General features: G+C 30.2%; 13 protein-coding genes. 3 read left to right on the top strand and 10 right to left on the bottom strand.

The window, feature by feature from the left end; genetic code table 11:
- Positions 1 to 80 precede the first annotated feature (80 nt).
- The 7 genes from OF897_RS18420 to OF897_RS18390 all read right to left on the bottom strand — a co-directional run bounded on the left by OF897_RS18420 (position 81) and on the right by OF897_RS18390 (position 6,321).
- A complete protein-coding gene (locus OF897_RS18420; RefSeq protein ID WP_267267136.1) occupies positions 81 to 1,331 on the bottom strand; it encodes a hypothetical protein in 1,251 nt (416 codons plus the stop codon).
- Entirely contained in the window at positions 1,331 to 1,699 is a 369-nt protein-coding gene (locus tag OF897_RS18415) for a hypothetical protein (protein WP_267267135.1), read from the bottom strand. The genes OF897_RS18420 and OF897_RS18415 overlap by 1 nt, the downstream gene beginning before the upstream one ends.
- Before the next feature lie 10 nt (positions 1,700 to 1,709).
- Positions 1,710 to 2,489: a hypothetical protein gene (locus tag OF897_RS18410; protein WP_267267134.1), complete on the bottom strand. Its 780-nt coding sequence runs from the start codon at positions 2,487 to 2,489 to the stop codon at positions 1,710 to 1,712.
- A gap of 3 nt (positions 2,490 to 2,492) precedes the next feature.
- On the bottom strand, positions 2,493 to 4,619 hold the full coding sequence (gene dcd / locus OF897_RS18405; protein ID WP_267267133.1) for a dCTP deaminase: 2,127 nt from the start codon (positions 4,617 to 4,619) through the stop codon (positions 2,493 to 2,495).
- On the bottom strand, positions 4,612 to 5,019 hold the full coding sequence (locus OF897_RS18400) for a hypothetical protein (RefSeq protein WP_267267132.1): 408 nt from the start codon (positions 5,017 to 5,019) through the stop codon (positions 4,612 to 4,614). The genes dcd and OF897_RS18400 overlap by 8 nt, the downstream gene beginning before the upstream one ends.
- A 3-nt stretch (positions 5,020 to 5,022) precedes the next feature.
- Positions 5,023 to 5,982, bottom strand: a complete 960-nt coding sequence (locus OF897_RS18395) for a hypothetical protein (protein ID WP_267267131.1) — start codon at positions 5,980 to 5,982, stop codon at positions 5,023 to 5,025.
- Between the two features lie 138 nt (positions 5,983 to 6,120).
- The gene (locus OF897_RS18390; protein WP_267267130.1) at positions 6,121 to 6,321 is read right to left on the bottom strand and encodes a hypothetical protein; all 201 of its coding nucleotides are present in this window, start codon (positions 6,319 to 6,321) and stop codon (positions 6,121 to 6,123) included.
- A gap of 251 nt (positions 6,322 to 6,572) precedes the next feature.
- On the opposite strand from OF897_RS18390, the gene OF897_RS18385 reads away from it, so the two are divergent.
- Entirely contained in the window at positions 6,573 to 6,923 is a 351-nt protein-coding gene (locus OF897_RS18385) for a hypothetical protein (protein ID WP_267267129.1), read from the top strand.
- A 10-nt stretch (positions 6,924 to 6,933) separates the two neighbouring features.
- On the opposite strand, the gene OF897_RS18380 is transcribed toward OF897_RS18385, so the two are convergent.
- The gene (locus OF897_RS18380) at positions 6,934 to 7,422 is read right to left on the bottom strand and encodes a hypothetical protein (RefSeq protein ID WP_267267128.1); all 489 of its coding nucleotides are present in this window, start codon (positions 7,420 to 7,422) and stop codon (positions 6,934 to 6,936) included.
- A 1,450-nt stretch (positions 7,423 to 8,872) separates the two neighbouring features.
- On the opposite strand from OF897_RS18380, the gene OF897_RS18375 reads away from it, so the two are divergent.
- Positions 8,873 to 9,283, top strand: a complete 411-nt coding sequence (locus tag OF897_RS18375; protein WP_267267127.1) for a hypothetical protein — start codon at positions 8,873 to 8,875, stop codon at positions 9,281 to 9,283.
- Positions 9,284 to 9,441: 158 nt separating this feature from the next.
- Complete coding sequence (locus tag OF897_RS18370; protein ID WP_267267126.1) at positions 9,442 to 9,582, top strand: hypothetical protein; 141 nt, start codon at positions 9,442 to 9,444, stop codon at positions 9,580 to 9,582.
- A 145-nt stretch (positions 9,583 to 9,727) separates the two neighbouring features.
- Here the strand turns inward: OF897_RS18370 and OF897_RS18365 are convergent, their stop codons facing one another.
- Positions 9,728 to 10,381, bottom strand: coding sequence for a CPBP family intramembrane glutamic endopeptidase (locus OF897_RS18365; protein WP_267267125.1), 654 nt, complete (start codon positions 10,379 to 10,381; stop codon positions 9,728 to 9,730).
- 31 nt (positions 10,382 to 10,412) lie between these two features.
- A complete protein-coding gene (locus tag OF897_RS18360; RefSeq protein WP_267267124.1) occupies positions 10,413 to 11,516 on the bottom strand; it encodes a linear amide C-N hydrolase in 1,104 nt (367 codons plus the stop codon).
- Positions 11,517 to 12,382 lie beyond the last annotated feature (866 nt).

Genomic DNA, 12,382 nt, shown 5'->3' with positions numbered 1-12,382 from the left:
CTAACTTATGGGTTAGGTTTATATTAATAATTTCTATTCTAGAAACAACACATTATCAATTGTTTAGAAGAATTTACGCATTATTTTTCAAAAACAATTAGACTTTCTCTTAGTTTTGTGTGGTCGCCTGAATATTTTGTTTTTCTTCTATATATATATCGTAATACTTCTATTTTCTTTAATTTCCAACCATGTAATGATCCGATTTCAGCTAAAATTAGATCGACAGGTATTTCAGTATTCAAATAAACTGAATTAGCAATAACAATCCATAATTCACCTCCTTTTTTTGCAGTAGCAAACAATTTTGATAATATGATGCTCATGTCCTCAAAATATCCCTTTATCATGTGTGGAATTGTTTTATTCCAACCTTTTTTTATTACTGGTAGACTATTAATAACAGCCTCAAATAATTGTCCCAGCAAAATATTATCAGGTATTTGATTACTGTAAATAAGTTTATGAGATCGAATTGTATTATATCTTAAATTCTTTAATTCTTCACTAGATTTTATAAATTTTCCTAAAAATAATTCAGGTCGGTAAATATCTGTGTAATCAAATGAATTTAAGTATGGAGGAGAGGTGATACATAATTTATAATGGGGTATAGAATCTAAAATTATTCTCGAATCTCCATTTATTATTGAGGGTTTTGTACTAATAATAGACTCTTGTAGATCCTCTCTAATTAAATTAATTTTTCCCTCAAAGGAATTGAGAAAGCTTTCAGCAGAAAAATTTTTATTTATCCTTTCCTGTTTATATTTTAAACACTTACCATCCTTAACTGCATTACAATTATCGATTGCCGAAGAAATTAGTGATAATTGTAAAAGTTTTTTTTTATTTATATCATAAATTCTATCAGTATATTGCCAACCACCTTCAAAAGCATTTAAAACCTCACTATTAAATAACCATTTTTTCTTACCGCTATACTCTGAAAATGTAGAATATTCTAATAACTTTGATTTTTTGCCATTTTTAATACTTTTTAAAAGTTTATTAAAATCTTTGTCCAATTCCTTAGTTGAAAGATTTACACTTTTCGTTTTAGCTAGAAATGCAGAAAAAGGATTAGATTCAATACCAAGTGAGGAAATATTATTCAGAGATGAGGTTAGAGTAACTGTACCATTTCCATTAAAGGGGTCTAGAATATAATCATTCTCGTCTAATTTAATACTATTAATTGCTTCTTGCACAAGAGACTTAGAAAATCCTTCCTTGTAAGGATACCATCTAAAACGATGTTCATTGTTATAACCAGAAGCATTTGAAATAATATTAGAATCTACTCTTTCCTTTAAATTATAATCTAACATTAACTTGTTAATTCTTTTGCTATATCAAATCCTAAATTTTTGATTCTAGTATCTTTAGTCCATTTCGCAATTTCTAAATATTGAATCGTAATTTTTTTAAGAATTTCTTTATTCTCTGAAATAAAACTTTTTGTTAATATTGACTTTAGATAATAACCAAAAGAGATATATTCATCAATGATTTGCTTATCGTCCAACTTGTTTATCATGTCGATAATTTCTCTTAATTTGATAACATTATCGTTTTGCATCTTACTCAAGTCGTCTTTAATAAGTTGTGTGATAGTTTTTAAAAATGAAATATTAGAGGATATATTATTTGCTTTAATGTCCTCAATAAAGTTATTGTATTTTATATTTGTTTCCATTTTGCAAATTTTAAATTCTTAAATTATCTTGTATATTTTGTATTTCAGTGATTGGATCTATATCTTCATTATTAACTTTTAATTTAAATTCAGCATTTTTCTCTACTAATGATTTAATTACACCTGTGTCACAGTACATAGCAATTATTCTTCCTAATGATAAACACTTCCCAAAGTTAGTCATATTATTAAAATTGTCAATAGTATTTATGTGGTTTTTTATAACTTTAGAATCTTCTTCTTTAAAATTATCTACAAAATCTATACAAAGTTGTGGTAATTCATCTTTTATTTTTTGAAAATCCAAACCTTTCATTATAGCTTCTAGATCATCAACTCTCTTTACAGCAGTTATATTCTTAATTTGACGTTCTATCGTATCTAAAAAAGTTTTTACAATTGCCTCCAAGCCAATTGCTATTTTTTTTCCATTGTTATTAATACTAAATATTGAACTTCTTAAAATCATCATTCCTCCGAATCCAGCTGCGAAAATATTATTTATCTCAATCGATTTAAAAGAACTCAGAAATTCCTGACCACGAAAATATTTGATAAAATATAAAGCAAGAACAGAAACTAATCCATTAAATATAATATAAAATAAAACCCAAAGCCATACACCTTGTCTAAATATATACTTAGTTTCCTTATATCTACTTAAGACTTCTGTAGAACCGCAGATACAACCAATAAAAAAAACAATTGCTAAATTGTAAAATAAGAGTAAATCTATTTGATTTTCCATTGAATTATTCACAGTCGCTTTTAATAATAAAAATTGATGCATACATTATTTTTTATATTTTTTAATTAAATCAACTTCAAGATCCATATTCTGCTTACTTAAATTGTGTTCGAGTAAACCAATATACTTAACAGAATGTTTCTTTGAATATGATTTTTCAGGGATATTATTTTTTTCAAATCTTAATTGACCTATTCTCATTCCTGGATAAAGTTTAACGGTACTTGGTCCGGCATTGTAAATTTCAAATGTGATTACACCTTCAAAACCTGGATCTATATAACTTGCAGTCATATGAATTTCTATCCCTAGCCTTGCAAAACTACTTCTACCTTCCAAATTCCCAGATAAATAATCTGGAATCTTTACATATTCCATCGAATGAGCGAGCAAAAATTGTCCAGGAGCAATTGTAATGCCTTTCATAAAATCTAAATTTATTCTTTGGGAGTTTTTCTCAAAATTAAAATTTTCTTTATCCGTAAAATCTACAAGTCCATACTGATCTGGAAAAAAAACCTGAAAACTTGTTCCTAATCTTATATCTAATGATGTTGTTCCTATCTGATTTACTTCTTTTCCATTGACATTTTGTCCTGAATACATTAACGGAATAATCTTTATTTCATTTTCCAATATCAATTCTTTGATTTCTTTGTCCACAAGAACTCCCTCAAACATATTTCTGTCAGCCCTTTGTGTATCAGCTTTTTTATAAATCTCAATATTCTCTTTTCTGTCATACTGATCAATTAAATAATCAAACCACTCAGAAACTTGAATAGATTTTAGAATTGCTTGATCATGACGCAAAACAATTTTTTCAATATCTTCATATTGTTGTTTAATATCACCTACTTTCTCTACAATATTTAAAATATTTTGTTTAATACATTTTAATCTTGTCACCCAACTGCTTAAAAATATTTCTTGTACATATGTTGGGATTTCTTCATATTCATTTTTATCATTAAATATTTTTATACTTGGTATTGGTAATCCCTGAGATAAATTTTCTGATAATTGCTCAATTATTTCAGGCTGCAAATTAACATACTTATGCATTAATTTGCTTAATGATGCACTAAGATTCTCATTGTCTTTTTGTGTGTCTTTTGTGAAAAAATGAGATGTAAAATAAAGATTAAAACTATTAAATATTTCTTTATTAATATCAGAATCATCGATAAAATGCTCTATAACATTACTACAATCATTACAAAAATCATCAATTATTGTAGATATTGTTGGAAATCTGTGCGATATAATGGAGTTAATTAAATAAAGTCTTAACAAAGGATTAGGATGAGTCGACCTGTCTGTTGTTGTACCTAAATTACTAGAATAGATACTTTCGCCATTCAAAAACACAAGATATTGTGAAAAATAAAGTGAAGGTCCTATCAGTATGCATGCAAACAAATCACACCAGCATTCTTTTAGCCAACAAAAAAGTTTAGATTCTTGATCAAATACCCCTTCGGCAAGATTAGATGCAAAATATTTATTAAAAGCCAATTCTTTATTAATCCCAGTCTTTTTAATGAAATCTAATTCAATATTTTCGTCTTCAAATTTAGCTTTCAAGAAAGAATGATGAGCCATTTCGTGTATGAGAGATGGCCATCTAAAAGTATTTGAAGCATCAATTCTAGGAATAGTTACATGAAACTTTTTACTATTCTGCTCTACAGATTTAATATCTAGATTAATACTTTCTTTAATCTTTTTTTTAAATTCGGACAAATAATCAAAATCTAAAGTTTCACCTATTGTTTCATTCATTAATATTGAGACTTCTCTTTCTTCATTCACAAGAGGATTATCTTCATCATTATTTAATTTCATAATTTGCTTAGAAATGACTCTTTCAAAACGAGTTAGCTCTACTGGTTCTATAGGTCTAGGCAATTTAGACAAATATGTAATATGTAAATCATTAATTAGTTGAAGAATACCTTTAAACACATTTATATCAGTTGATTTCTCGTTATAAGTTTTTATTGAAAACTCATATAACTCCTGAAGAACATTTCTGTAATTTTCGATCAATTCTTTTTTGTCCTCGTTTCCATTATAGAATTGATTTTCTATATCATTGAAGTGTGTACGGAATCTAACTAGTCGTTCAATAATTTCATATAAAATATCTGATATAATCTTTCTATCCATAATTAAATTCTTTATTTTCAGTTTTAATTATTAGTTTAATATTATTTTCTTGTAATCTTTGATTAATCCTTTCTATCCACAAATTCAATTCTTCTTCAGAACTTATTTTTTCTCTTATATCAAAAAAATCACTTTCAAAAACAAGATAATACAATACATAATGCTCGAGATTATCTAAAGAAGTTGAATTGATTATAAGTTTCTTTTCAGATATATCAAGACTTTTTAAATGTTTTAAAAAATAATCTATTAAATGGGGAGTCGCAGGATAATCTATAAAACAATTTCTTATATCTATATCTATTTCAAAATCTTCATTATTAAGTTGTATTTCCTTCAGCATAGGGGAATAATAAGATTCTCTATGAAGTTTTTGGTTACTAAAATCTACTTTTTTCATATATCAAAAATTTAATATTCCATAATAATAAAATCCAACGTTATTTCCTGTGTCATATACATTTTTTCTTAATTCTGTATGTGTGATTTTTTCAGGAATAAGTAACATACTTCTAGCGTCCCAAATTGATAATTCCATTTTCAAATAGTGACAAGCATCTTTTATCATAGACATTCCGATTCCTTTATTTTTCTTGTTTTTTGATGTTGTATTTCCAATTCCGAATGCAAATTGATAGGAATCAGAAAATGAAAAATGCTTGGCAGCATCTTTTCTTAACCCGTTATCTTTACCATCTAAAGAATCTCTAACATTTCGTGAAATTCCTACTCCTAAATCACAGAACGAAAACGAAAGCCTGCCTTGGGTATCATTATCTAATAATAAATCTAATCCAAAGAAAGCAATATTATCAGTATGGTCTTGAGAATTTTTTGCAATTTCAAATAATACTGTACCTAATTTATCCCGTTTATCTTTTATTATATCAAATTCTTTTTTTAATAAAACATCTGCAAACCAATCAGTAAAATTTTCATATCCAATTCTCTCTTTTTCTACATCAAAATTAAGTTTGAAAATAGGAAACATAATATAATTGCTTCCATTTTTTTCAAATACTTGTTCTTCGGTTTCTTTTTTAATGACAAAACTCTCGAAAAGATTTTCAGTTTCAATTTTTAAATTTTCTTGAATAAAATAATAGAAGTCTATCTTACTAAGAAAATTATCTATCTCTTTATTTTCAGGCCTAATTATTCTACAAGTATAATCCTCTAAAGTCTTTATAAGCTTAGTTAATAAAATTGCTGCACCTGATGTTGTAATTGTTTTTAATGACGATAAATCAATACTAACGACATTCGACTTATTTAAATGTTCACTAGAATATGTTATAATATTGTTAGATATATTATCTAAGTATGGCCATACTTTTATTGAATTTTTTGTTACTCTTGACATTTGCTTACTGTAAATAAAATATAAAAGCCCTATTAGGTATCAATTTAATTTCATAAAAAAGTTATTCTTCAAAAAAATATAATTTGAAACTAAAGTATTGGAAAAAATTAAGATATTTTTACGGTTAACCGTAAAAACCTATAATAATGTTCCACGCTGAATATTATCAGTTTTTAATATTCTCATTGAAACATTCTCTTCTTCACAGCCGTATTTGTCAAATCTTTCCAAATTGTGTATCTGCTGAACTTTAATTTCTTTAGGAGAGTAACCAGCATCTTCGTTTAACCGTTCTTTTAAAATACAGTGAATAAATTCTGTAATCATTTTACCACTCATGCTTTTAAAACTATATTCATATGTATAGAAGCTATTCAATACATACATAATATCATTAATATGTGTCATTTTGATATGATTTTCGCAAATCTAAAAAAAAAAAGATAAAATTTAATACGTATTTTTACGGTAAATAAAATCCTTATACAGCTAGAATATTTTAGTTAAATAATTATAAATAAAATACCGTTGAGTTATCCTCAGATTTATACTTTTTCAGTTTCATATATTTGTATTCAACCTAGTAACCAATGCAAAATTTTACTCCACATAAACTTAGAAAAGAAGCAATCTGCATCGACAACAAAGACAAAACCGATGAAATAGAATCTTACTTTTTTGAGGGTAATAAGTGTGTAATAGTGTATAAAAGCAGCGATAAAGCCTATTCTTACCCTAAAAGTAGAATTAAGATGGTGCGATCTGCTATTCAAAGTGAGAGATTAGGCAAAGAATCAGCAATTGGAAAGTTTTCTACATTGCTATTATACTTCAATACTAAATTAGGTGAAGATGGTATGCAAGAAGCGATTAAGGATGCTTCAATAAGAAATGAAATTAAATTTTCTACTTCGGCAAACTTTAAACTAAAGTCTGAGTAAACTATACTGCTCAATTAATTTTACGATTTATAAAAGAGTTCTTTTCAAACCCAATATCATTTTGGAGCTTTTGGAGGAATTGTCTACAATAGTATATTGATGATATGTAATGAACAATACGAACATCATAATCCTCACCAAATAGTTCGCTGTCATAAACTTTATGTAAAGATTTTAATAATTCATCAATATCTAATTTTGTTTTTGAACTTATAAAAAGAGATTGTTCCGAAATTGTATCAACTAAGTTGTTGTAAACCTGGTAAAAACTTTCTCCATCTTTTTTGGAATAATAAGAGCCTCTGATCTTTTCCATCCTTCTTATGGTTTCGGTAACAATCCTAGCAATTTCCATATAGGACTTTACTTTATAAGTGAAAAGGTGTTCTTGAAGTTTATCTTTTCTCTGTAATCGAGAATTTAAAAATGCTCCAACTACAACACCTATGAGAGCGGCGATTGGTAATGATGCTTTAAAATATTCAATATTATCAGACATGGAAATAGATTTCTTCAAATATAAAAAATAAATAAAAATTTAATCTGACATCTCACTGTCTCTTATTCTTGGAAAATCTTCCGACAATAAAACCAAATGCCAAACCAATTACAACACCGCCAATAAGTTGATACAATTCAATATTATACATTTTAAATAATTTTTCACATAGATATGAAAATTATTTAATTTGATAAATTTTTATCCTCGGCTAAGGTTGGGGATTTTTATTGTTTAAGCCTGTAAGTACTGTAAATAAACGTTTTTAATGCTCTTGTTTAATTGAAACATAGATTCTTATTTTGTAACCTTTGATTAAATTGCTGTTATCCAATGGTAGAGGGCGTTTCATGCAAATGTGGAAAACTTTTAAGGTTAAAATCCAGCCATTTACTCTTTACCTCCATTTTAAATCAATAAATTTTTCGAACTTTGTAATAGCAGAAAGGCTTAAGATTATTGCAGTCTGGTACGACTATATAAAACCTTAAGCCCCTGATCATTAACAATTAATTTAAATCCCATGAGAAAGTTTTTAAACCAAATTGTTAAGATTTTAAAACCAGTTCTTCAAATAACAAAGCTTGTGAAGGAGCTTGTTGAAATCATCTGGTAATTTCTTTTCAATTTCCACCTCTAAAAAGAGGTGGTTTTGTTTTTTCAAAATTACACTTTTCCGTAATATAAATTACTTTTTTATTGATTTTTTATTGCTATTTTATCCACAAATTTAAGCCTGATGCTATTAATAGGCACATACACGCTATTTCGTAAACTTTTTATTTTCCTCTAAGAAATAAGGTTTAGTTTTTTTCAAAATAATTAGGAATTTAAAGATTGTTATGTTTCGGCTATGTAAAATAACAAGACTGAGGAAACAGAAAGGTTAAGACAGAACTAATATTACTTTTCGACAAGTTGCATAGTTCATCTTCAGAAGAGAGCAAAAAAGAAGAAATTATTAATCTTATTCTATTAAAAATGGAAGAGCAAACATTATCGCATCTCGGTGTTGCAAACCCCGCTCTCCGAAGTCTCCTGACTTTGGAGTTATATAAGAAAATAACATCTGCTCAAGATTGGAGACTTTTCTTTTAGAGACAACATTCGATGATTGCTGTGGAATTGAAGCCACACGACAGATTTTTGTGGGAGCTAAGGGAGTTGAGCTGAACCACCCCGTCTTATTTCTGCGAAATAATCCACCCCTCCGAGGGAGGGGAATATTTTTCTTGGTGAAGGCTATGTGTAGAAGTCCTTTATCAAACAAGGAGGATTTGGAAAATCTTTTTAAGATAGACCACGCAAGACAATCGCACGGAAGCGGGGAGAGCAAAAAAAATTGATTGAGACTTTACAAAGATGTAATTTTAACATTTCTTAAATACGGAAAACCATAATTAGTTTCTAAGAAGTTGATTTAGATTTGTAGATATAAAAATTATTAACAATGAAAAAATCATTACTTTATCTTGTATTACTTTTATCGGTAATTTCATGTACAAACTATTACACAGTTAGACTTCAGGAAGATACACCGCTTTATTCCAGCAGTGAAGGTGAATCGTCAGTGACTATCATTCCTAAAGACACGGAAGTTTTCCTATCCTTAAAAGCTGATAAGAAAAACTTCAGGAAGCTTAAATGGGGAAATTATTATGGATGGGCTAATAAACCTAATTACACATCTTACACTGGTTATTCTAAAGCATCGTCTTATTCATCATCTCCGCAATCAAGATCATCTTCCAGTTATAATTCGAAGTCGAGTTCAGGAGGCTCCGTACAGGTAAAAGGTTATACCCGAAAAAATGGAACGTATGTAAGTCCTCACACCAGAAGTGCTCCCAGACGAAGATAAAGTATTGCTTGACTTTGGTGGAAATTACTCTATAAATATTAAATCTCAAGTGTTACGGTTTTCCGTAATGAAACTTACCTGCGATAATTTACTTTTGGAATCGATATCAATCTGTTTTGATATTAAAAAGTAATTACTAACAACATTTTTTTTACGCTATGAATTCAATCGAAGCGATCAAGCCGGGACCAAAACCCAAAAAACCAGATGGGGAACCCGACAGAAGAAGGAGGGTAAATTCTCCAAACCAGCCTAAACATCCAAAACTGAAACCTCATGAACATGAAAAAGGGGATTAGAGTTGGATAAATCTTAAAATTTAGAAGCAGCTTTATAGCTGCTTCTTTCTGTATAATAGGTTCTATAAGTTAATTCTAATATCACTTAAGATAAGGGATCCCTCAAAAGAAAAACTATAAGTATTTTATGAGAGAAGCACATTGGCTACCAGATAAACTGGTAGAACTCTATGTATCCCAAGTAGCTTAACGTGAGAAAAACAGTATCGATCAGTCCGTGGACAATGATATTGATCCAGATATTTTTGAATTTAAGATATAAAAATCCAAAAGCGATCCCGAATACGAATGTCATGATGAGTCCTGCCGTACCTTGATACAAATGAGGCAGACAGAACATCAATGCGGAAAGGATGACTATAAGAATTTTTTTATCACCGAAGATATTTTTCAGTTGAGCGAAAGCAAATGCCCTGAACAGCAATTCCTCTCCAATCGCAGCGCTGATCCACATTCTGTACAACCACTTGAGATACTGTGCTGTGTCACCTTTGATATGCTCAAAAGTAGAATAATCAGCTGGTTCGTTACAAAGCCAATTGACCAGCGGCTGGATCATAAAATCCACACTCAATTCTAAGATCAGATATGAAACTAAAATAATCTTTATGTCAACTGATTTCAGGTTCTTGAAATTGAGTGATTTCAGATCGCCATTTTGCAAGTAGGTACTGATCAGGATAAAAATAATGATGACACAAAAAGTATATGGAAATTTGGTCAGTGGATTATAGATCAGTAAAAAAGATATTGCAAGTAACGCTAGTGATATCCATTTAGTTTGTAGCAGCAATTTCATTGTCATCCTTCTAAGAGTATAGTTTGCAGCCTTATGAAGCCGGAAGGATATTTTCAAAGAACTTTGCAATGTTCTTCTTCAGTTTTTCAAAAATGTCCGATTCGCCAAATTCTTTATTGTCATAGCCTATTGGAAATCCTTTCTCCACATATTGATTATTTTTTAGAGTTGTAAGATTTTGAAAGTCCCCGTTCACAATTCCGGTCTCATTAGTATGGATATCCAAGTATTTTATAGCCCCATTTCTGGAGAAATCCAACTTCCTGATATCTATGGTCTTTACCTCTTTCTTCAGATCAGATCTGAAATACAGATTCATTTTCCTGGTATCAATGACCGTCTGCCATTCACCGGGATGTATGGAGTTTAAAATATTCCACGCATAGTCGACAGGCTTTTCATCGTACGTATAATTTTTTAGCATGTAGTACGCACGGCTGTAGCGGTCTTCCCATTTTATGTTCTGTTCAAAATCAAATTTTTCATTTCCGCCAAGAAAATCAAATTTTTTAGCAGCGGTCAGATCCTTATGGTACTGATTGTTGCATAGCAATGGCATTGGCATTTCCTTATTGGTAAGTACGGTGTATTTCCCGTTTAATAAGGCAATCGTTGCAGAATTTCCTTTGGCATCGGTCAGGAAAAAATGACTTCCGGCTGCATTGGGCCACCAGTTAATGTTTGGACCATCATTCAGATGATCTACTACTTCTTTTACCGTTTTGTAGTTGTCCAACTGATACTGGATCCATTGTGCCCAGAACATATCAGGCTGTTTTGGATTATATACTTTACTGGTCTCTTCGAGATATAATTCAACCAAAAAAAGACCTTTTTCATTGACGCCGTAGCAGGGAAGGTCATATCCCAAAAGATTAAACGTAACGGAACCGAATTTTGAAGTCCATTGTTTATTGGCTTGTGTTTGATCAGTTGTCAGATTTTGCCAGCTGATATTCCTTTTCAGGACATCCCGCTTATTAATGACGATCATTCCGGGCATTGTTTTCCAGTTTTCATTGAAGCCAACGACGTTATAATTGTTCCCTGTCAGCAAAAATGCCGAGCACGCTTTACTTTGGACTGAGTAGACAAGAGCGGATATCAAGATATAGCGCAGAAAGAAAATCTTCATAAAGAATAATAATTTATTTTAATGACCAGCAGAAATAGATTGATCGGCAGGCCTGTATTTTTTTTCAGAAACCCTGTTCTGTGATTTGAATATTTAATACTAAACAAATTTAAAGTTATTCTGTACTACGGTCAATGGTTATTTGTAACCAAAATATGATCAGATCAAAAGAACTTTCAATCCGGCCCGATAGCTTTGGGAAGCTCTGGCCTTGGCCTCGGGTTCCAAAATTCAATGTAGCAAAAGTAAGTAATTATTCCAGCTCATGTGCCACCACCATTTATTACCGGGAGCTAAAAGAATATTAATCACAGCCGTGTAAAACTCTGGCAATTGCCCCCGCTCTCCGAAGTCTCCTGACTTTGGAGTAATATAAGAAAATAACATCTGCTCAAGCCAGGAGATTTTGCTCAGCAGAGGCAACATTAGATGATTGTTTTAGAATTGAAGTCACACGACAGATTTTTGTGGGAGTGAGGGGAGTTGAACCACCCCGTCTTATTTCTGCGAAATAATCCACCCCTCCGAGGGAGGGGAATTTTTTTCGTGGTGAAGACTATGTATAGAAGTGCTTTATCAAAGAAGGAGGATTTGGAAAATCTTTTTAAGATAGACCACGCGATACAATCGCGCGGGAGCGTGGGCACCAATATATCTAGATTATATAATGCTAGATGACACCTTACTATTTTTAATTCATCGAATACTTATTCGGAAAATGTTTGCTTAAATGGGTGAGCGAAGTTTAATCTTTTTACAAATAAGAAGAATATTTAATGCAGACTCCTGAAGAATATGAAGAAAGGTATATCAAAGCATTGACGACGGGTTTAGTGGAAAAGAAGCATTTGATTTACTGAAAGAAA

This window comes from Chryseobacterium formosum (assembly GCF_026460885.1).
In the GTDB taxonomy this organism is placed as follows: domain Bacteria; phylum Bacteroidota; class Bacteroidia; order Flavobacteriales; family Weeksellaceae; genus Chryseobacterium; species Chryseobacterium formosus.
Note: the sequence above shows the minus strand (reverse complement) of the source record. Positions and strands in the feature narration are given on the sequence as shown.